This window comes from Streptomyces sp. MBT65 (assembly GCF_016612545.1).
Classification (GTDB): Bacteria; Actinomycetota; Actinomycetes; order Streptomycetales; family Streptomycetaceae; genus Streptomyces.
In genome coordinates this window covers 22836-44164 of sequence record NZ_JAENRY010000025.1, presented here as the reverse complement: position 1 = coordinate 44164, position 21329 = coordinate 22836, and the positions used below count along the sequence as shown (strand labels likewise).

Here is a 21329-nt window from a genome sequence, read left to right as displayed (position 1 = left end):
CGTGTGTGGCATAGCGGGCACGTACCGATGGCCGGACGGAAAGGCCGTCACCGACCGGCTCACCGACACCCTCGCCCACCGCGGCCCGGACGGCTCGGGCCGCTACGGCCACCCGCTGGGCGACGGTGAGGTGCAGCTCGGGCACCGCCGGCTGGCCATCGTCGACCTGTCCGAGACCGGCGCCCAGCCGATGGTCTCGGACGGCCTCGCCCTGACGTACAACGGCGAGCTGTACAACGCACCGGAACTGCGGGCCGAGTTGGAGGCCACCGGGGTCCGCTTCCGCGGCACCTCCGACACCGAGGTCCTGCTGGAGGCCTGGCGGCGCTGGGGCACCGACTGCCTGCCCCGGCTGCGCGGCATGTTCGCGTTCGGCATCTTCGACGAGCGCACCGGAGACCTGGTGCTCGTCCGCGACCAGCTCGGCATCAAGCCGCTGTTCCTGCTCCGGCGCGGCGAGGGCCTGATGTTCGCCTCCGAGCTCAAGGCGCTCGCCGCCGCGACCGGCAAGTCCCTGGAGGTGGACCAGGCGGCGCTCGTGGCCTCCCTGCTCTACTACTGGGTGCCGGACTCCCGCTGCGCGTTCCGCGAGGCGGAGAAGCTGCCGCCCGGCAGCTGGCTGCGCTGCCGGCCCGACGGCCGGGTGGAGCGCGGCAGCTTCTGGAACCTGAAGGACGTCGCCGCCGAGGGCCGGGACCGCGCGCTGGCCGGTGAGCGGCCGGACCTCGCCGCCATCGTCGAGGAGTCGACCCGGCGCCACCTGATCTCCGACGTACCCGTGGCGACCTTCCTCTCCGGCGGCCTCGACTCCAGCTACCTGACCGCGCTGGCGGCCCGCCACCAGCCCGGGATCTCCGCCTACACGATCGGGTTCCGCGCCGAGGACGCCAAGTTCGAGGCGATGCCGGACGACCTGCGCTACGCCCGGCAGGTCGCCCAGCAGTTCGGCGTCGACCTGCACGAGATCGAGATCGCCCCCAACGTGCTCGACCTGCTGCCGCAGATGACGTACAGCCTGGACGAGCCGATCGGCGACCCCGCCGCGATCAACACGTACCTGATCTGCATGGCCGCCCGGGAGGCCGGGGTCAAGGTGATGCTCTCGGGCATGGGCGCGGACGAGCTGTTCGCGGGGTACCGCAAGCACTTCGCCAACCTGCTCGCGCTGCGCTACCAGCGCGTCCCGCGACCCCTGCGGCGCGGGGTGTCCGGGGTCGTGGACCGGCTGCCGGTCGCCTCGGCCACCCGCGGCTACCGCTCGGTGCGCTTCGCGAAGCGGTTCCTCTCCTTCGCCGGTCTGCCGGAGGAGACCGCGTTCCGGCGCAGCTACACGATGTACGACCAGGACGAGCTGCTCGCGCTGGTCAATCCGGACCTGGCCGGCACGGTCGACGACGTGATCACCGAGCACACGGACGTCTACCAGGACAACGACCTCGACGACTTCGTCAACCGGATGTGCCTGACCGACGCCCGCATGTTCCTGCCGGGCCTGAACCTCGCCTACACGGACCGCTCCAGCATGGCCGCGTCGACCGAGGTCCGGGTGCCGTACGTCGACATCGAGGTGGTCAAGGCCGCGTTCGCCGTGCCCGGCAACCGCAAGATCGTCGGGCGCCAGGGCAAGGCCGTCCTCAAGGAGGCGGCCACCTCGGTCCTGCCCCGGGAGATCGTGTACCGGCCCAAGGGCCTGTTCAGCGCTCCGCTGCGGGCCTGGATGAGCCGGGACCTGGCACCGCTGGTGCGCGAGGTGGTCAACGACGGCGAGCTCGTCAAGTCCGGGCTGCTGCGCCGCGACGCGCTGGCCCGGATGGTCGCCGAGGACGCCGCCGGACAGGCGGACTACTCCAAGCATCTGTGGCACGTACTGACCCTCGAGTACTGGTATCGCGACGCGACCTCTGGCTCCGCCCAGAGCACTCGGTCGACGGCTTAGGAATCAGGAGTTCTGGTGAAGCAGGTTGTACAGAACTACAAGAGCGGCGAGCTGGCGGTGCTCGACGTTCCGGTACCGGGGTGCAAGCCGGGCGGTGTGCTGGTGCGCAGCGCCTACTCGCTGATATCCACCGGCACCGAGCTCATGAAGGTCTCCGAGGCCGGCATGTCGATGCTGGGCAAGGCCCGCTCCCGGCCGGACCAGGTGGCCAAGGTCATGCAGAGCGTGGCCACGAACGGACTGCCCGCCACCTACCGCAAGGTGATGGGCAAGCTGGACTCCTACACCCCGCTGGGCTACTCGCTGTGCGGGGTGGTCGAGCAGGTCGGCGCCGGGATCGACGACGTGAAGGTCGGCGATCTCGTCGCCTGCGCGGGCAACGAACACGCGCTGCACGCCGAGCTGAACTGGGTGCCGAAGAACCTCTACGCCCCCGTCCCCGAAGGCCTCGCGCCGCAGCACGCGGCCTTCGGCACCGTCGGCTCGATCGCGATGCAGGGCGTCCGCCAGGGCGAACCGCAGCTCGGCGAGGTCGCGTTGGTCATCGGCCTCGGCCTGATCGGCCAACTCGTGGTCCAGCTCCTCACCGCCGCCGGAGTCCGCGTGGTCGGCGCCGACCCGGACCCGACGCGCTGCGAACTCGCCGAGCGCCTCGGCGCCGCTGCCTGCGGCGACCCCGCCTCCGCCGCCGTGGAAGCGGCCGTAGCCGAACTGACCGACGGCCACGGCGTGGACCAGGTGTTCCTGGCCGCCGGCGGTGGCAGCAACCAGCCCGTCGAACTGGCCGCCCACCTCGCCCGCGACCGCGGCCGGGTCGTCGACATCGGCAAGTGCCGCCTCGACCTGCCCTGGAACGCGTACTACGAGAAGGAACTCGACGTCCGCTTCTCGCGCTCCTACGGCCCCGGGCGCTACGACCCGTCGTACGAGCTGGAGGGACGCGACTACCCGATCGGCTACGTCCGCTGGACCGAGCGCCGCAACCTGGCGTGCTTCCTCGACCTGGTCGCCCGTGGCCGCGTCGACGTGGACCCCCTGGTCTCGCACATCGCCGACTTCGACGACGCCGTGGAGACGTATCAGCGGCTGAAGGACGGCGAACTGAAGGCCGTGGCCGTGCTGTTCCGGTACCCCGAGCAGGCGGAGGAAGCGGGGGAGGCGGAGGCCCCGGCGGTGGCCGTGCCCGCGGTCCGGCGCGGCGAGGGGACGTCCGCCCCGGCCCGGTCCGCGAAGAGTCCGGTGCGTCTCGCGTTCGTCGGTGCGGGCAACTACGCGACGTCGATGCTGCTGCCCCATCTGGCCCGGCGCGAGGGTGTCGAGCTGTCGACCGTCGTGACCACGACGGCGCTGTCCGGGGCCAACGCGCAGCGGAAGTTCGGTTTCGCGCAGGCGACCACCGACCTCGACGCCGTCCTCGGTGACAAGTCCGTGGACGCGGTGTTCGTGGTCACCCGGCACAGCTCGCACGCCGAACTGACCCGGCAGGCGCTGCTGGCCGGCAAGACCGTGTTCGTGGAGAAGCCCCTGGCCCTCACCGAGGACGAACTGGCCGGAGTGCTCGCGGCGGTGGAGGAGTCCGGCAACGACCGCCTCCAGGTGGGCTTCAACCGCCGGTTCGCACCGCTGCTGACGGAGGCCAAGGAGTGGTTCGGCGCCCGCACCGGTCCGGCGAGCCTGCGCTACCTGGTCAACGCGGGCAAGCTCCAGCACGGCAGCTGGTACCTCCAACAGGGCGCCGAGGGCTCGCGGTTCGCCGGTGAGGGCGGCCACTTCATCGACACGGCGAGCTGGCTCCTGGAAGCCGACCCGGTCTCCGTGTACGCGACGGCCGCACCCGGCAACGAGGACCTCCAGGTCGTCCTGCGCTACCCGGACGGATCCACCGCCACCATCAGCTACGTCACCACCGGCGCCTCCGGCTTCCCCAAGGAGACCCTGGACCTGGTCGGGGACGGCAAGGTCCTGCGGCTCGACGACTTCGTCCGTGCCTCGGTCCACGGCCATAAGAAGTGGGTCAGCTCGCGGCTGCCCAAGGCCCGGGACAAGGGGCAGAACGCCGAACTGGCCGCGTTCATCAAGGCCGTTCGGACCGGCGGGCCGATGCCGGTGCCGCTGGAGTCGCTGGTCGCCACCACGGCGGCCACCCTCGCCGTGCAGGCCGGCCTGGCCGGCGGCGCGCCGGTGACCTTGGCGAGGACACCATGACCATGAGCGCGGGCTGGTACCTGCGCCGGCTGTCCCGGATGGGCCCGCGCGAGATCGCGGGCCGGGCGGGCGACACCGTGCGCAGACGGCGCTGGCGGTCGGCGCCGCCCGACTGTCCGGCCGTCACCGGCGCCCGGTTCACCGCCGTCCTGCTCGCGGGCACGGTCGCCGAGGTGCCGCCGGACGCCGTGAAACGGCTCGTCGCCGAGGCGGACCGACTGATGGCCGGGCACGCCGAGTTCTTCGGGGTGGCCCGCGACGACCTCATCGACCCGGACTGGTCCTACGACCCGAAGACCGGGCGCCGGGCCCCGTCGGGCTACGCCTTCGACGTGCCGTACCGCGACGAGGACGTGGCCGGGGACATCAAGCAGATCTGGGAGCCGTCCCGGCACCAGCACCTCACCGTGCTCGCCGCCGCCTACGCGGTCACCGGCGACGAGCGGTACGCCGAGCGCGTCGCCGCGCATCTGCGGTCGTGGTGGGCGGCCAACCCGCCGCTGCAAGGCGTGCATTGGATCAGCGGCATCGAGCTGGGCATCCGGCTGCTGTCCTGGGTGTGGGTCCGCCGGCTGCTCGACGGCTGGCCGGGCGCGGCCGAGCTGTTCGAGGACAACCCGGTCGCGCTGAACCAGATCTGGCACCACCAGCGCTGGCTGGCCGCCTTCCCCAGCCGGGGCTCCTCGGCGAACAACCACGTCATCGCGGAGACCGCCGGGCAGTTCGCCGCGGCCTGCGCGTTCAACTGGTTCCCCTCGTCGGCGCGTTGGCGATCGGACGCGCTGCGCTCGCTGGAGCGGGAGCTGCGTGCCAACACCTTCGACTCCGGCCTCAACCGCGAGCTGGCCACCGAGTACCACGGCCTCGTGCTGGAACTCGGCCTGGCCGCGCTGGCCGAGGCCGATGCCGCCGACGTGCCGGTGCCCGAGTCGCTCCGGCTGGTGCTGCTGCGGATGACCGACGCGCTCGCGGCCGTGGTGGACAACCGGCTGCGACCGCCCCGCCAGGGGGACGCGGACGACGGATACGGCCTGATCCTGGACGGCGAGGGCACCGACCGCTGGGGCTCGCTGCTGGCAACGGGCGAGGCCGTGTTCGGCCGGCTCGACTGGTGGCCGGCGGTCACCGGCACCGACGTCCGCACCCCGCTGCTGGCCGCGCTCATCCGGCCGTACACGAAGGACGGAACCGCCCGCCCGGCGACCAGGCCCGACCGCTTCGCCGACGCGGGGCTCACCGTCCTGCGCGGTCCGGAGGAGATCTGGTGCCGCTGCGACGGCGGTCCGCACGGCTTCCTGTCGATCGCCGCGCACGCCCACGCGGACGCGCTGTCCGTGGAGGTGCGGCACGACGGGATCGACGTGCTCGCCGACCCGGGGACGTACTGCTACCACGGGCAGCCCGAGTGGCGGCGGTACTTCCGCTCGACCCTCGGCCACAACACCCTGGAGCTGGACGGCGCCGACCAGTCCGTCTCCGGTGGGCCGTTCCTGTGGACCCGGCACGCCCGCACCCGCGTCCTGGACGTGGACAACTCCGGTGCGGGGGTGGCCCGTTGGGCCGCCGAGCACGACGGCTACCAGGGCTCGGTGCACCGTCGCCGGGTGGAACTGACGGCCGAGAGCCAGGAGTTGAGGATCGTCGACGAGGTGACCGGCCCGCGCCGGGACGTGCGGTTGGCGTTCCACCTCGGTCCGGCGATCGCCGCGGACCTGGTGGGGCACCGCGCGGTGCTCACCTGGATCCGGGACGGCGAGGGGCGCTCCGCGGTGCTCGACCTGCCGCAGGAGTTGTCCTGGCGGGCGCACCGCGGTGAGAGCGAACCGCCGCTGGGCTGGTACTCCGCCGGATTCGGGCGCAGGGAACCCACCACCACGCTGATCGGCACCGGTTTCGCCGACGGCACGGACGGGTTCACCACCGTGCTCGGGTTCCGGGGCCAGGGGGGCCCGTGGGGAACATGAGACGGCACCGGGTGTGGGCGGTGGCACCGCTGGCGCTGGTCCTGCTGACGGCGACCGGCTGCGACAGCACGTCGAGCGCCCCGGCGGCCACCACGAAGCCGAACGCCGCACCGTCCACGGCCACGTCCGCCGCCCGGACCGTGGCCCGGGTCTGCGCCAACCCCGGCGCCGGACCGGCGAAGGCCCCGGCGGGCGCGGTGACCGTGGACCCCAAGGTGGTCGGCGATCTGGCGACGAAGACCAAGAACAGCCCTCCGAACACCACGTTCTGGCTCAAGCCGGGCACGCACCGACTCGAGCGGGACCGCTATGCCCAGGTGATCCCCAAGAAGGGGGACCACTACATCGGCGCGCCCGGCGCGGTGCTCGACGGCCGCAAGGTCAACCAGTACGCCTTCGCCGGCAACGCGGCCGACGTCACCATCCGCTATCTCACCGTGCAGGGGTTCGTCGCGCCGCAGGACGAGGGCGTCGTCAACCACGACTCGGCCGACGGATGGGTCATCGAGCACTCGACGATCAAGGACAACGCCGGCGCCGGGCTGATGGCCGGCGCCCGCCAGCAGGTCCGCGCCGACTGCCTGCGCGACAACGGCCAGTACGGCATGAACGCCTACAAGGGCAACGGCCGTATCACCGGCCTGGTGGTCGAGGGCAACGAGATCGTCGGCAACAACACCGGTGACTGGGAGCGGAAGCAGAAGGGCTGCGGCTGCACCGGAGGCATCAAGTTCTGGGAGGTCGACGGCGCCGAGATCAGCGGCAACTGGGTGCACGACAACCGCGGCACCGGGCTGTGGGCGGACACCAACAACAACGACTTCCTCATCGAGAACAACGTGATCGAGGCCAACGACGGTGCCGCGCTGATCTACGAGACGAGCTACAACGCGGTCATCCGGGACAACACGATCCGGCGGAACAACTGGGTCGAGGGCCGGAAAGCGGCCGACAGCGGCGACAACTTCCCGTACGCGACCGTCTACTTGTCCGAGTCGGGCGGCGAACCGCGGGTCAAGGCCCGCACCCACAAGATCGAGATCTACGGGAACGTCCTGGAGAACAACTGGTCCGGGATCACCCTGTGGGAGAACGCCGACCGGTTCTGCAACAGCCCGGCCAACACCTCGTCCGGCGACTGCACCCTGCTGGTGAAGAAGACGAGCACCTGCGTGCGACCGGGGATCGCCAAGGCGCCGCTGTACTCGGACTGCCGGTGGAAGACCCAGTGGGTGGACATCCACGACAACCGCTTCGTGCTGAACGAGTCCGTCGTCAAGTGCACGGAGATGTGCGACCGGATGGCGGTGCTCTCCAACTACGGCACCTATCCGGACTGGTCGCCCTACCACGGTGAAGGGGTGGCCGACGCGATCACCGAGAAGCAGCACAACAGCTGGCACGACAACGTCTACGTCGGGCCGTGGAAGTTCGTCGTCGAGGACCAGAGCAAGGTGCTCGACTTCGGGCAGTGGCAGGCGGCGCCGTACCAGCAGGACAAGGGCAGCACCCTCGACGTCCAGGCCGGTGGTGGAGATGGCTGAGAACCTGACGCGCGGACCGGACACGGCGGCGACACTGCCGGACGCCGCACCGCGCCCGGCCGGCACACCGAAGATCGTCGGGATCGTCTGGGGGCTGCTGGTCCTCAACACGCTCGGCTCCGCCGGGGCGAAGACCATCGTCCCGCTGCCCCGCTCGCTCATCCAGATGGTCACCATGGGCTCGCTGGTCGCCGCGTTCGCGCTGGCGCTCGCGGTCAACCAACGGGTGCGCATCCGGTCCAGCGCCTATGTGCTGCTGCTCTCCCTGCTGCTGGTGTCGAGCGTGATCTCCAGCGCGAGCCTGGAGTCCGGGACGGGCGCGCTGTTCCGCTGCTTCCGGCTGGCCCTCTTCATCGGCACGCTGTGGCTGCTCACCCGCTGGTGGGACGGCAGTCTGACGTTCGTCCGCCACCACATCCGGATGTACTACGCGGTCCTCGGCTCGGTCGCCCTCGGCCTGCTCGTCTCCCCGGGCAAAGCCCTGCCCGACCTCTACGGCGGACGCCTCGTCGGCGCGCTGTGGCCGCTCACCCCGCCGCAGATCGGGCAGTACGCGGCGGTCATCATCGGGCTCACCGTGCTGCTCGTCATCGGCAAACGGACCGACCGGACCAGCGCCGTGCTGGTCATCGTGCCGTCCCTGGTGCTGCTCGCGCTGACCCACACCCGGACGGCCACACTCGGCCTGCTGCTCGGGCTGGTGCTGGCGATCGGCTCGCTCGTCCTGACCAGCGCCGCGGCCCGCCGTTTCTTCACCTGGGCGGTGCTGATCTCCGTGGTGGCCGCGGTGGGCTTCGCCTCCGCGCTCCAGACGTGGTTCCTGCGCGGCCAGAGCCAGGAGAACTTCTCCAGTCTCACCGGACGGGCCAAGGTCTGGCACGCCCTGCTGTCCATGCCCCGGTCGACCGCGGAGAAGGCGTTCGGCGTGGGCCTGGGCGACAAGTCGTTCGGCGGGCTGCCCATCGACAACAGCTGGCTGGCCGTCTACAACGAACAGGGCCTGATCGGTGTCACCCTCGTCGCCGCGATCATCGTCGTGCTGGGCGGGGTCGCGCTGCTGCGCCCGCCGTCGCTCCAGCGGGCCTGCGCGATCTTCCTGATCAGCTACTGCGCGATCGCCTCGTACACCGAGGCGGGCCTCGGCGACGCCTCGCCGTATCTGCTCCATCTGGCCCTGGCCGCCTCCCTGTTGGCGGCCCCCGTCCAGGCCGCTCCGCTCGCGCTGCCCGAGGCCCCCAGGCGGCACGTCCCGCGCTGGGCCCGTAGATCGGAGGTGCGCTGAACATGCACGTTCTCGTGGTGCACAACCGCTACAACTCGGCGCAGCCGAGTGGAGAGAACAACGTCGTCGACCAGGAGGTGGCGCTGCTGCGCGCGGCCGGCCACCGGGTCGAGCTCTTCGAGCGGCGCAGCGACGACATCGGCGCCCGCTCCCTCCTGGGCAAGGTCGCGGTGCCGCTCCTGGTGCCGTGGAACCCGGCGGTACGCAAGGAACTCGCCGCCAAGCTGCGCGCCGAGCGACCGGACGTGGTGCACGTCCACAACGTGTTCCCGCTCCTGTCGCCCGCGGTCCTCGCCGCCTGCGCCGACGCCGGAGTACCCGCCGTCGCCACGCTGCACAACTACACGCAGGTCTGCCCGCCCGGCACGCTCCAGCGGGACGGCCGCCCGTGCACCGAGTGCGTCGGCTCGACCCCGCTGCCCGCCGTCCGGCACGGCTGCTACCGCAACTCCAGCCTCGCGACCGTGCCGCTCGCGGTCAGCCTGTCGGTCAACCGGAAGCGCTGGTGGACCGGCGTGGAGCGCTTCCTGTGCATCTCCGCCGCGCAGCGCGACGTCCTGGTGCGCTCCGGCATGCCGGCCGAACGCCTCGCGGTGAAGCACAACTTCGTCCCCGAACCCGACATCCGCCGGGAGGGCGGGGGCGAGCAGGTGCTCTATCTCGGCCGGCTCGCGGAGGCCAAGGGCGTACGGCTGCTCATGGCCGCGTGGGACGAGATCGCGGCGAGCGGCGGTGTGGGCGTCCCGCTCGCGATCGCCGGCACCGGGCCGCTGGAGAAAGAGGTCACCGCCTGGGCGGCGGGCCGTGACGACGTGCGCTACGTCGGCCTGCTGGACCCGGCGGAGTGCCGCAAGGCCATCGCACGGTCGGTCGCCGTGGTGGCGCCCTCGACCTGGCTGGAGGCGTTCGGCCTGGTGGTCGTGGAGGCGATGGCGGCCGGGGTGCCGACCGTCGCCGCCGGTCACGGCGCCTTCGTCGAACTCGTCGAGGACGGCGTCACCGGCCTGCTGCACCAGCCGGGGGACGCCGCTTCGCTCGCGTCCGGCATCCGCCGGATCGCGAACGACCCGGACCACAACCGGGAGATGGGCCGGGCGGCCCGGCACCGCTACGAGCAGGGATTCAGCCCGGCCGTCGGCCTGGAGCGCCTGCTGGAGGAGTACCGCACCGCGATCGCGGGGCGGTCGGCACTGGCTCGCGGTGGGGACACCCACGCGAGCAGGGGGGATGGGGACAGCACATGACACGATGCCGACTCTGCGGCTCGGAAGCGATGGCGAGCGTCGTCGACCTGGGGGCGACACCGCCGTGCGAGAGCTTTCTCGCCGCGGACGGACTGGACCTGCCGGAACCGGCGTACCCGCTGCATCTGCGGGTCTGCACGGACTGCTGGCTGGCGCAGATACCGCCGCTGATCACGCCGGAGGAGACGTTCAAGGAGTACGCGTACTTCTCCTCCTTCTCGACCTCCTGGGTGGAGCACGCGCGCACCTTCGTCGACGGCGCGGTGGAGCGCCTCGGCCTCGGCACCGACTCCTTCGTGGTCGAGGTCGCGAGCAACGACGGCTACCTGCTGCGGCACGTGGTGGACCGGGGGATCCGCTGCCTTGGCATCGAGCCCTCGGTGAACGTCGGTGCCGCGGCGCGCGAGGCGGGTGTGCCCACGTTCACGGACTTCCTGAGCCCCGACACCGGCGCGACCGTCCGCGCCGAGCACGGCCCGGCGGACCTGGTCGTCGCCAACAACGTGTACGCGCACATCCCCGACGTGGTCGGCTTCACCCAGGGGCTGCGCGCCCTGGTCGCCGACGACGGCTGGGTCTCCATCGAGGTGCAGCACCTGCTGACCCTGATCGAGGACAACCAGTACGACACGATCTACCACGAGCACTTCCAGTACTACACGGTCGCCTCCGCGATCCGGGCCCTCGCCAGCGGCGGACTCACGCTCGTGGACGTCGAGTTGGTGCCCACGCACGGCGGCTCCATCAGGCTGTGGTCCCGCCCGGCCGAGGTCGCGGGGGAGCCCTCGCAGCGAGTGGCCGACGTACTGGCGCGCGAAAAGGCCGCAGGGCTCCAGGAGTTGGCCGGATACACCGAGTTCTCCGCCCGGGTCGCCAAGGTCCGCCGGGACCTGCTCCGCTTCCTCATCGACGCGGCCGACCGCGGCGAGACGGTCGTCGGCTACGGCGCCCCCGGCAAGGGCAACACCCTGCTCAACCACTGCGGCATCCGCCCCGACCTGCTCGCCTACACGGTCGACCGCAACCCGTACAAGCACGGCCGGTTCACCCCCGGCACCCGCATCCCGATCCTCCCGCCCGAGCAGATCGCGGTCGACAAGCCGGACTACGTCCTCGTCCTCCCGTGGAACCTGCGGGCCGAACTGGTCGAGCAACTGGCCTACGTGCACGAGTGGGGCGGCCGACTTGTCTTCCCCATCCCGGAACTGAGCATCGTCGAGGTCGAGCGGTCGAAAGAGGTCACAGCATGAAGGTCGTCCTGTTCTGCGGCGGTTACGGGATGCGCATGCGCAACGGAACCTCCGACGACGTACCCAAGCCCATGGCGATGGTCGGGCCGAGACCCCTGATCTGGCACGTCATGCGCTACTACGCGCACTTCGGGCACAAGGAGTTCATCCTGTGCCTGGGCTACGGCGCCCACCACATCAAGGACTTCTTCCTCAACTACGAGGAGACGGTGTCCAACGACTTCGTCCTGCGCGGCGGACAGACCGAGTTGCTCTCCACCGACATCGCCGACTGGACGATCACCTTCGCGCAGACCGGCATCGAGTCGCCCATCGGTGAGCGGCTGCGCCGGGTGCGCCAGCACCTCGACGGCGACGAGATGTTCCTCGCCAACTACGCCGACGTGCTCACCGACGCCCCGCTGCCGGAGATGATCGACAAGTTCGCCCAGCGCGACGCCGGCGCGTCGATGATGGTCGTACCGCCCCAATCCTCCTTCCACTGCGTGGAGTTGGGCGAGGACGGCCTGGTGGGCGGCATCACCGCGGTGAGCGACATGCCGCTGTGGGAGAACGGCGGCTACTTCGTGCTCCGCCAGGAGGTCTTCGACCACATACCGGAGAACGGCGACCTGGTCGCCGACGGATGTGCCCAACTGGCCAAGCAGGGGCGGCTGGTGGCGCACCAGCACCGCGGCTTCTGGAAGCCGACGGACACCGTGAAGGAGCGTGCCGCGCTCGACGAGGCCTACACCCGGGGCGAACGCCCGTGGGCCTTGTGGGAGCGGGACAGCGCGGGGGTGCGTGCGTGATCAGGCTCGGAGCCGGTCCGCTCGACCGGATCGTGGCGGTGGGCGCCCACTGCGACGACATCGCCATCGGCGCCGGCGGCACCCTGCTGACGCTGTGCCAGGCACGGCCCGGCATCCGTGTCGACGCGCTGGTGCTCTCCGGCGGCGGCAGCGAGCGCGAGCAGGAGGAACAGGCCGCGCTCACCGCCTTCTGTCCGGGCGCCGACCTGCGGCTGACCGTGCACAAGCTGCCCGACGGCCGCCTGCCCGCGCACTGGGAGGAGGCCAAGGCCGCCGTCGAGGAACTGCGCGCGCAGACCGAGCCCGAGTTGGTCCTCGCGCCGCGCACCGACGACGCCCACCAGGACCACCGCGGCCTGGCGCAGCTGATGACCACGGCGTTCCGCGACCACCTCGTGCTCGGCTACGAGATCGTCAAGTGGGACGGCGACCTCGGCCGACCGGCGGCCTACCAGCCGCTGGAGACCGAGACCGCCGAAGAGAAGGTCCGCCTGCTGCAGGAGCACTACCCCTCGCAGCGCCACCGCCCGTGGTACGACCGGGAGGCCTTCCTCGGCCTCGCCCGGATCCGCGGTATCGAATGCCACGCGCGCTACGCCGAGGCCTTCGCCGTCACCAAACTCACGCTCAACCTGGGGGGTTGAACCACCTTGCGCGTACTTCTGACCGGACACCAGGGCTATCTCGGCACCGTGATGGCACCGATCCTCACCGCCGCCGGACACGAGGTCGTCGGCCTCGACTCCGGCCTGTTCGCCGCCTCCGTCCTCGGCCCGCAGCCCGCCGACCCGCCGGGCGTGCGGGTGGACCTGCGCGACCTCACCGCCGAGCACGTGGCCGGGTTCGACGCCGTGATCCACCTGGCCGCGCTGTCGAACGACCCGCTCGGCTCGCTGGCCCCGGAACTCACCTACGACATCAACCACCACGCGTCCGTACGCCTGGCAAAGCTGGCCCGCGACGCGGGAGTCGGCCGTTTCCTCTACGCGTCGACCTGCTCCGTCTACGGCGCCTCGGGCGGCGACGACCTGGTCACCGAGGACGCCCCGCTGCGCCCCGTGACGCCGTACGCGGAGTCCAAGGTGCGGGTCGAGGACGACGTGCACGCGCTGGCCGACGACGACTTCACCCCGGTGTTCATGCGCAACGCCACCGCGTTCGGCTACTCGCCCCGGCTGCGCGCCGACATCGTGCTGAACAACCTGGTGGGCCACGCGCTGCTCTCCGGCGAGGTGCTGGTCCTCTCCGACGGCACCCCCTGGCGCCCGCTGGTGCACGCCGCCGACATCGCCCGGGCCTTCACGGCCGCGCTCACCGCACCGCGCGAGGCGGTCCACGACCGGGCGTTCAACATCGGCAGCGAGATCAACAACGTCACCGTCGCCGAGATCGCCGAACAGGTCGCCGAGGCGGTGTCCGGCGCGAAGGTCGTGATCACCGGGGAGAACGGCGCCGATCCGCGCTCGTACCGGGTGGACTTCTCCCGCTTCCGCACCGCGATCCCCGACTTCGACTGCGAGTGGACGGTCAAGCAGGGCGCGCTCGAACTCGCCGACGCCTACCGGAAGTTCGACCTGACCCGGGAGGACTTCGAGCAGCGCTTCACCCGTCTCGCCGTCCTCAAGGCGGCGTCCGAGGCCGGCACCGTCGACGACACCCTGCGGTGGCGCCGATGACCGAAGTCGGCGAGGAGATGCACGCGCTGGTGGAGCGGCTGTACCCGCTCTGCCGGAGCATCACCGGCGACGGTGTGCGCGCCACCCTGGACATCGTCGGCGAGTACCTCCCGCTGACCGTGCACGAGGTGCCGACCGGGACCCAGGTCCTCGACTGGACCGTTCCGCAGGAGTGGAACATCCGGGACGCGTACATCGCCGACAGCACCGGCCGGAGGGTCGTCGACTTCGCCGAGTCCAGCCTGCACGTGCTCGGCTACAGCGTCCCGGTGTCGCGGACCATGCCGCTCACCGAGCTGCGCGCACACCTGCACACGCTGCCGGAGCACCCGAACTGGGTGCCGTACCGCACGAGTTACTACAAGCCGGAGTGGGGCTTCTGCCTGGCCCAGGACACCCTGGACGCGCTGCCCGACGGCGACTACGAGGTGCGGATCGACTCCACCCTCGCGGACGGCCATCTCACCTACGCCGAGCACGTGGTCCCCGGGCAGGTGGCCGACGAGGTCATCGTCTCCTGCCACACCTGCCACCCGTCGCTGGCCAACGACAACCTGGCCGGCATCGCGGTCGCGACCTTCCTCGCCCGCGCGCTGGCCCAGCAAACGCCGTACTACACCTACCGGTTCATCTACGCGCCCGGCACCATCGGGGCGATCACCTGGCTGGCCCGCAACGCGGAACGGATCGACCGGGTCAAGCACGGCCTCGTGCTGGCCTGCGCCGGAGACACGGGTCAACTGACGTACAAACAAAGCAGACGCGGCGACGCGGAGATCGACCGCGTGCTGCAACATGTACTGACCGCGTCCGAACGACCGCACCACATCAACGAGTTCACCCCGTACGGCTACGACGAGCGGCAGTACTGCTCACCCGGGTTCAACCTCGGCGTGGGCTCGCTCAGCCGGACCCCGTACGCCGGGTACCCCGAGTACCACACCTCGGCGGACAACCCGGACTTCGTCTCCCCGGAGGCGATGGCCGACACCCTCGCCGTCTGCCGCGAGGCGTTCGCCGTTCTCGACCGCAACCGGCGCTACCTCAACCTCAGCCCTTACGGCGAACCGCAGTTGGGCCGGCGCGGGTTGTACGACGCGCTCGGCGGCCGCAGCGACACCAAGCAGGCGCAGATGGCCATGCTGTGGGTGCTCAACCTCTCCGACGGCGAGCACAGTCTGCTGGACGTCGCCGAGCGGTCCGGGCTGCCGTTCGCCAGCGTCGCCGGTGCGGCCGACGCCCTGCACGAGGCAGGTCTGATCAAGACATGACACCGATGACCACCGACGGGGAGAAGGCGGCGCCGGTTCGGTCCGCCAAGCGGGCCCTCGTCGGCCGGCTCTCCTGGGGACTGGCCGACCAGGCGGCCTCCAGCATCAGCAACTTCGCGGTGGGCATCTACGTCGCCCGCTCCCTCGGGGTGACCGCGTTCGGCGTGTTCAGCCTCGCCTGGGTGACCTACGGCGTGGTGCTCAACGTCTCCCGCGGCCTGGCCACCGACCCGCTCGTGGTCCGTTTCAGCGGAGTGCCCCAGGCGTCCTGGCGCGGGGCGGTGGCCCGCTCGACGGGTACCGCGCTCTGCGTCGGCACGGCCCTCGGCGTGCTGTGCCTGGCGGCCGGGCTCGGGCTCGGCGGCCGGGTCGGGCCCGCGTTCGCCGCGCTCGGTCTGATGATGCCGGGTCTGCTGCTCCAGGACGCCTGGCGGTTCTCGTTCTTCGCGGCCGGAGACGGGCGCAAGGCGTTCGTCAACGACATCGTGTGGGGCGTCGCGCTGATCCCCGCCATGGTGGTGGCGGCCCATGTCGACACCGTGGCCGCCTTCGTGCTCGCCTGGGGCGCGTCCGCCACGGTCGCGGCGGGCTACGGCTGCGTTCAGTCCGGCATCCGCCCCCGGATGACCGAGGCACGCGGCTGGCTGCGCGAACAGCGCGACCTCGGCTACCGGTACCTCGTCGAGAACGTCAGCCTCAGCGGCGCGAGCCAGCTCCGGGCGTACGGCCTCGGCGCGATCGTCGGAGTGAGCGCGGTGGGCGCGGTGCGCGGTGCCGAACTCCTCCTCGGCCCCTTCCTCGCCGTACTGATGGGGCTGTCCCTGGTGACCGTCCCCGAGGCGGCCCGCGTGCTGCGGCAGGCCCCGCACCGACTGGGCAGGTTCTGCCTCTTCCTCGGCGGGGGACAGGCCACCGGAGCGCTGCTCTGGGGCTCGGCACTGCTGCTGATGCCGGGCCGGCTCGGCGAGTTGGCGCTCGGCGACGTCTGGCACTCCTCCTCGCACCTCATCGTGCAGATCACCCTCAGCGTCGCGGGAGCGGGCCTCGGCACCGGCGCCGCGGCCGGACTGCGCGCGCTCGGCGCGGCCCGCCGCAGCCTGCGCTGCCAACTGTTCGCCTCCACCTGCTACGTCGGCGGCGGGCTCGGTGGCGCGGCCCTCGGCGGCACGTCCGGCTCGGCCTGGGGCGTCGCCGCCGCGACCATCAGCGGCTCGGCCGTGTGGTGGCTGCAACTGCGCGCCGCCCTGCGCGAGCGCCACCGCGAACCCATCCCCGAAGTGAGGACCTCATGACCGACCGACCGCGGCTGAGCATCGGCCTGCCCGTGTACAACGGCGAGGAGTACCTGGCCGAGTCGTTCGACGCCCTCCTCGGCCAGACCTACGAGGACTTCGAACTGGTCGTCTCCGACAACGCCTCGACCGACGGGACCGAGGCCATCTGCCGCAAGTACGCCGCGCAGGACTCCCGCATCCGCTACCTCCGGCTGCCCCGCAACATCGGCGCCACCCCGAACCACAACCACGTCTTCGCCGAGTCCCGCGGCGAGTTGTTCAAGTGGGCCTCGCACGACGACCTCTACGGCCGCGACCTGCTGACGCGCTGCATCGAGGCACTGGACGAGCGGCCGGACGTCATCCTCGCCCACACCGACCAGGCGGTCATCGACGGCGACGGACAGGTGACGGTGCCCTACGAGTACACGCTCGCCACCGGCTCCCCGAGCGCGCCGGAGCGCTTCCGCAGCCTGCTGTTCGAGCCGGGCGGCGACGACTTCTACGGCGTCATACGGGCCGACGTGCTGCGCCGGGTGAAGCCGATGGACAGCTATCACCACGCGGACCGGACGTACGTCGCCGAGATCACCCTGCACGGGCGCTTCCACCAGGTGCCGGAACTGCTCTACTTCCGCCGCGACCACCCCACCCGCGCCGAGCGGGCGAACCCGTCCAAGCGTTCCCGGTGCGTCAACCTGGACCCGCGCCGGGCAGGTCTGCTGCACCCGACGCCCCGGCTGCTCGCCGAGTACGTCTGGGGCTTCGCCTCCTCGATCCGACGGGCCCCGCTGTCCCCGGCCGACCGGCGCGCCTGCTACCGCCACCTGGCCTCCTGGATGACCAGCCGGGTCCGGCCCGGCGCCGGCGAGCGGGTCGAGGACCGCGCCCCCGTCGACCCGGCCCAGCTCACGGTCTCCGTGGACGCCCTCGTCGCCGGCCGCGAGGGGAGGCAGGCATGACGTCCGCGCCCCAACGACCGGTGCGCGTCGGGGTGTTCGGCCTCCTCGGCTCCGGCAACCTCGGCAACGACGGATCGCTCGAAGCCGTCCTCGGCCACCTCCGTACCGACCACCCCGACGCGGTCGTGGACGCTTTCTGCGGCGGACCCGAGGCCGTGACGGCCCGGTTCGGGATCCCGGCCACCCGCATGCACTGGAACCGCGCCGAGTACCGCACCGCGTCCCGCCTGGGCTCGATCGCGGCGAAGGGCCTGGGCAAGTTCGTCGACATCTTCCGCACCGCCGCCTGGGTACGCCGCCACGACGTGGTGATCGTGCCGGGCATGGGCGTCCTGGAAGCCACCCTGCCGCTCCGGCCCTGGGGCTTCCCGTACTCGCTGTTCCTGCTCTGCGCGAGCGGGAAGTTGACGCGGACAAAGGTCGCGCTGGTCAGCGTCGGCGCCGCAGAGATCCGCAACCGGCCCACCCGCGCCCTGGTCCGCTGGTCGGGCCGTCTGGCCGCCTACCGCTCCTACCGGGACGCCCAGTCCCGGGACGCGATGCGGGCGATGGGCGTGGACACCGCACGCGACGAGGTGTATCCGGACCTCGCCTTCTCCCTCCCGTCGCCACCCGCGAGCGAACCCTCGGACGCGCCGGGCACGGTCTGCGTCGGCGTCATGGACTTCCACGGCGGCAACGACGACCGCGCCCGCGCCGACGAGATCTACGGCCGCTATCTCGACGGCACGATCCGCTTCGTCCGCACCCTGGTCGAGGAGGGCAGGCCGATCCGGCTGCTCACCGGCGACCGGTGCGACGCCACGGTGGTCGCCGCGATCCTCGAAGCGGTGGACTCCCCGCTGGTCACCGCGGCCGAACCGACCTCCCTGGACGACCTGATGAAGGAGATGACGGCCGCCGACACCGTGGTGGCGGTCAGGTACCACAACCTGATCTGCGCGCTGAAGACCGGAACACCGGTGCTCGCGCTCAGCTACGCGGCGAAGAGCGACGCGCTCATGGACCGGATGGGCCTCGGCGCGTACTGCCACCCGGCGCGCGAGGTCGACGCCGACCGGTTGCTGGAGCAATTCCGGGCGCTGGAGAAGCGGGCGCCCGAACTGCGGCAGACCCTCGTCGAGCGGAACCAGGCCGCCGCCCGCCAACTCCAGGACCAGTTCAGCTCGTTGACCGCGGCCGTGTTCCCCGCGACCGACCCCACCTTGCGGAAGGCTCCATGAAAGCGACCGAAGTCCCGGAGATCGCGGGCGCGTTCCTCTTCGAACCGACCCCGTACACCGACGAACGCGGCTTCTTCTGCCGCACGTTCGACACCGACGTGGTCCGCTCGGTGGGCCTGGACCCGAACGCCTTCGTCCAGGACAGCCTGTCCCGCTCGGTCCGGGGCGTGGTGCGCGGCCTGCACCTGCGATCCGGCGCGGGCGAGGCCAAGTTGGTGCGGTGCTCGTACGGGCGGATCTTCGACGTCGTCGTGGACCTGCGGCCGGATTCCCCGACGTACCGCCATTGGACTTCCTTTGAACTCACAGGAGAATCACAGCCAACTCTTTACATTCCCGCGGGATGCGCGCACGGTTTTCAGGCACTGACCGATATCGCCGACACCTCGTACCGGATCGACCGCCCGCACGATCCGACCGAGGACGTGACCATCGCGTTCGACGACCCGGAGCTGGCCATTCCCTGGCCGCTGCCGGTTGCACTGATGTCCCAACGGGACCGTGAGGCGCCGAGCCTCGCCGAGGTCCTGAAGCACAGAGAAAGTTGAGGTCCTCGTGGACACCGAAGTGCTTGACCTGCCCCTGTCGCGGACAGCCAACGAGCGGCTGCACGCCATGATCCCCGGGGGCGCTCACACCTACGCCAAGGGCGACGACCAGTACCCGGAGAACCTGGCCCCGGTCATCAGCCACGGCAGCGGTGCCCACGTATGGGACGTAGACGGCAACCGCTACATCGAGTACGGCTCCGGCCTGCGGTCGGTCAGCCTCGGTCACGCCCACCCGCGCGTGATCGAGGCGGTACGGCGGGAACTCGGCCGCGGCAGCAACTTCGTCCGGCCGTCCATCGTGGAGGTCGAGGCCGCCGAACGCTTCCTCGCCACCGTGCCGACCGCCGAGATGGTCAAGTTCGCGAAGAACGGCTCCGACGCCACCTCCGCCGCGGTACGCCTCGCCCGCGCCGCCACCGGCCGCACGCGGGTGGCCCTCTGCTCCGACCATCCGTTCTTCTCCGTCGACGACTGGTTCATCGGCACCACCCCGATGTCCGCCGGCATCCCTACGACGACCACCGACCTCATCGCGACCTTCCCCTACGGCGACCTGGCCGCCACGGAGGAGATGCTCGCCCGGTACCCGGACGAGATCGCCTGCCTGATCCTGGAGCCCGCCACCCACACCGAGCCGCCGCCCGGCTACCTCGCCGGCCTGCGCGAACTGGCCGACCGACACGGCTGCGTCCTGATCTTCGACGAGATGATCACCGGCTTCCGCTGGTCCGAGGCGGGCGCACAGGGCCTCTACGGCGTCGTCCCCGACCTCTCCACGTTCGGCAAGGCACTGGGCAACGGATTCGCCGTCTCCGCGCTGGCCGGGCGCCGCGACCTGATGGAGCGGGGCGGGCTGCGCGACTCCGGCGCCCACGACCGGGTGTTCCTGCTGTCCACCACACACGGCGCGGAGACCCACTCCCTGGCCGCCGCGATGGCCGTACAGACGACGTATGTCGAGGAGGGCATCACCGCGCGGCTGCACGCGCTCGGGGAGCGGCTGGCCGCCGGTGTCCGCGACGCGGCGGCGGCCATGGGCGTCGGCGACCACGTCGTCGTCCGGGGCCGGGCCAGCAACCTGGTCTTCGCCACCCTCGACGAGGACCTGCAACCGTCGCAGCAGTACCGCACCCTGTTCCTGCGCCGGCTCCTCGCGGGCGGAGTGCTCGCCCCGTCCTTCGTGGTGAGCAGCGCGCTCGACGACGAGGACATCGACCGCACCGTCGACGTGGTGGCCCAGGCGTGCGCGGTGTACCGGAAGGCACTGGACGCCAGCGACCCCACGCCCTGGCTGCTCGGACGCCCCGTGAAGCCGGTGTTCCGCCGCCTGGCGTGACGCGATGACGTGATGTCGGCGGGGGCGAGCCGACCGGCGTGGCGTGATGTCAGCGGGCTTGCGCCGACCGGTGGGGTGATGTCAGTTGGGCTCGCGCCGACCGGCGTCGACCGTCCGACCGGACGTCCGATCGCCCAGCCGGTCGGCGGTCCGGTCGACCAGCCACGCGGTCGCCGGGATCACCGCGAGCGCGGTGCACCAGCCGCCGAGGGCGTCGGTCGGGTAGTGCGCGCCCAGACCGACCTCCGCCCAGCCCATGATCGTGCCGGCCACCAGCCCCGCCCCGAGCACGAGTGACGTACCGGCCGTCCTGCCGAGGCCGAGCCGGTCCGTCGCGAACAGCGCCGTCATGAGGGCGAGCGCGGTGGCGAAGGCGGTGTGCCCGCTCGGGTAGGACAGGTTGCCGGGCCCGTGGATGGTCCGTCCCACCAGATGCTTGAGCAGCGTGGTCGTCCCCACGGTCGCCCCGGCCCCGGCCAGGACGAGCACGGCCGCACGGGGCCGCCGCATCAGCAGACAGCCCACCACACCGGCCACGATCACCATCGCCGATCCCGCGGGTTCCCCCAAGAAGTCCAGAGCCAGGGCGACTTGGCGCCACGGCGCCCGCACACTGTCCGCCGTCGGAGGGAAGATCCACCTGTCCACCGCACCGGGTGCGCTGTGGCCGGAGTACATGACCCCGAGCGCGACGACCACCAGCGCGGCGAGGACCGCGATCAGGGCGAGCCGGGGGCGCAGTGGCGGGGGCAGCACCGACGCCCCACCCACGGGGTCGGCCTCCAGGCCCTCTCCTGCCGGACGATCCAACGCGAGCCCC

At 71.4% G+C, this 21329-nt stretch carries 17 protein-coding genes; 16 read left to right on the top strand and 1 reads right to left on the bottom strand.

Annotation, left to right across the window (positions count from 1 at the left end; genetic code table 11):
* Nucleotide 1 precedes the first annotated feature (1 nt).
* Genes asnB through JHN63_RS08335 form a run of 16 tightly spaced genes read left to right on the top strand, consistent with a single transcriptional unit; the run spans nucleotide 2 to nucleotide 20509 of the window.
* Nucleotides 2–1936 (top strand): asparagine synthase (glutamine-hydrolyzing), encoded by a 1935-nt coding sequence (gene asnB, locus JHN63_RS08410; protein WP_200678438.1) that lies wholly within the window; start codon nucleotides 2–4, stop codon nucleotides 1934–1936.
* A gap of 15 nt (nucleotides 1937–1951) precedes the next feature.
* Nucleotides 1952–4141: a bi-domain-containing oxidoreductase gene (locus JHN63_RS08405; RefSeq protein WP_200678437.1), complete on the top strand. Its 2190-nt coding sequence runs from the start codon at nucleotides 1952–1954 to the stop codon at nucleotides 4139–4141.
* A complete protein-coding gene (locus JHN63_RS08400) occupies nucleotides 4138–6105 on the top strand; it encodes an alginate lyase family protein (protein ID WP_200678436.1) in 1968 nt (655 codons plus the stop codon). Before JHN63_RS08405 ends, JHN63_RS08400 begins: the two co-directional genes overlap by 4 nt.
* Nucleotides 6102–7649 carry a right-handed parallel beta-helix repeat-containing protein gene (locus JHN63_RS08395; protein ID WP_200678450.1) on the top strand — a complete coding sequence of 516 codons (1548 nt, stop codon included), beginning with the start codon at nucleotides 6102–6104 and terminating at the stop codon, nucleotides 7647–7649. Before JHN63_RS08400 ends, JHN63_RS08395 begins: the two co-directional genes overlap by 4 nt.
* A complete protein-coding gene (locus JHN63_RS08390) occupies nucleotides 7642–8931 on the top strand; it encodes an O-antigen ligase domain-containing protein (protein WP_200678435.1) in 1290 nt (429 codons plus the stop codon). The genes JHN63_RS08395 and JHN63_RS08390 overlap by 8 nt, the downstream gene beginning before the upstream one ends.
* A 2-nt stretch (nucleotides 8932–8933) precedes the next feature.
* The gene (locus JHN63_RS08385; RefSeq protein WP_200678434.1) at nucleotides 8934–10175 is read left to right on the top strand and encodes a glycosyltransferase family 4 protein; all 1242 of its coding nucleotides are present in this window, start codon (nucleotides 8934–8936) and stop codon (nucleotides 10173–10175) included.
* The gene (locus tag JHN63_RS08380) at nucleotides 10172–11425 is read left to right on the top strand and encodes a class I SAM-dependent methyltransferase (RefSeq protein ID WP_200678432.1); all 1254 of its coding nucleotides are present in this window, start codon (nucleotides 10172–10174) and stop codon (nucleotides 11423–11425) included. Before JHN63_RS08385 ends, JHN63_RS08380 begins: the two co-directional genes overlap by 4 nt.
* On the top strand, nucleotides 11422–12216 hold the full coding sequence (locus tag JHN63_RS08375; protein WP_200678430.1) for a sugar phosphate nucleotidyltransferase: 795 nt from the start codon (nucleotides 11422–11424) through the stop codon (nucleotides 12214–12216). Before JHN63_RS08380 ends, JHN63_RS08375 begins: the two co-directional genes overlap by 4 nt.
* Nucleotides 12213–12860 carry a PIG-L deacetylase family protein gene (locus JHN63_RS08370; protein WP_200678429.1) on the top strand — a complete coding sequence of 216 codons (648 nt, stop codon included), beginning with the start codon at nucleotides 12213–12215 and terminating at the stop codon, nucleotides 12858–12860. Before JHN63_RS08375 ends, JHN63_RS08370 begins: the two co-directional genes overlap by 4 nt.
* A 6-nt stretch (nucleotides 12861–12866) precedes the next feature.
* Nucleotides 12867–13892 (top strand): NAD(P)-dependent oxidoreductase, encoded by a 1026-nt coding sequence (locus JHN63_RS08365; RefSeq protein ID WP_200678428.1) that lies wholly within the window; start codon nucleotides 12867–12869, stop codon nucleotides 13890–13892.
* Nucleotides 13889–15163 carry a DUF4910 domain-containing protein gene (locus tag JHN63_RS08360; protein ID WP_200678427.1) on the top strand — a complete coding sequence of 425 codons (1275 nt, stop codon included), beginning with the start codon at nucleotides 13889–13891 and terminating at the stop codon, nucleotides 15161–15163. The genes JHN63_RS08365 and JHN63_RS08360 overlap by 4 nt, the downstream gene beginning before the upstream one ends.
* Nucleotides 15160–16455 (top strand): hypothetical protein, encoded by a 1296-nt coding sequence (locus JHN63_RS08355; RefSeq protein ID WP_200678426.1) that lies wholly within the window; start codon nucleotides 15160–15162, stop codon nucleotides 16453–16455. The genes JHN63_RS08360 and JHN63_RS08355 overlap by 4 nt, the downstream gene beginning before the upstream one ends.
* On the top strand, nucleotides 16452–17399 hold the full coding sequence (locus tag JHN63_RS08350; RefSeq protein WP_200678425.1) for a glycosyltransferase family 2 protein: 948 nt from the start codon (nucleotides 16452–16454) through the stop codon (nucleotides 17397–17399). Before JHN63_RS08355 ends, JHN63_RS08350 begins: the two co-directional genes overlap by 4 nt.
* Entirely contained in the window at nucleotides 17396–18622 is a 1227-nt protein-coding gene (locus JHN63_RS08345) for a polysaccharide pyruvyl transferase family protein (RefSeq protein ID WP_200678424.1), read from the top strand. The genes JHN63_RS08350 and JHN63_RS08345 overlap by 4 nt, the downstream gene beginning before the upstream one ends.
* Complete coding sequence (gene rfbC, locus JHN63_RS08340) at nucleotides 18619–19170, top strand: dTDP-4-dehydrorhamnose 3,5-epimerase (RefSeq protein ID WP_200678423.1); 552 nt, start codon at nucleotides 18619–18621, stop codon at nucleotides 19168–19170. Before JHN63_RS08345 ends, rfbC begins: the two co-directional genes overlap by 4 nt.
* A gap of 7 nt (nucleotides 19171–19177) precedes the next feature.
* Nucleotides 19178–20509 carry a glutamate-1-semialdehyde 2,1-aminomutase gene (locus tag JHN63_RS08335; protein ID WP_200678422.1) on the top strand — a complete coding sequence of 444 codons (1332 nt, stop codon included), beginning with the start codon at nucleotides 19178–19180 and terminating at the stop codon, nucleotides 20507–20509.
* A gap of 81 nt (nucleotides 20510–20590) precedes the next feature.
* Here the strand turns inward: JHN63_RS08335 and JHN63_RS08330 are convergent, their stop codons facing one another.
* Nucleotides 20591–21319 (bottom strand): phosphatase PAP2 family protein, encoded by a 729-nt coding sequence (locus JHN63_RS08330; protein ID WP_234476301.1) that lies wholly within the window; start codon nucleotides 21317–21319, stop codon nucleotides 20591–20593.
* Between the last annotated feature and the right edge of the window lie 10 nt (nucleotides 21320–21329).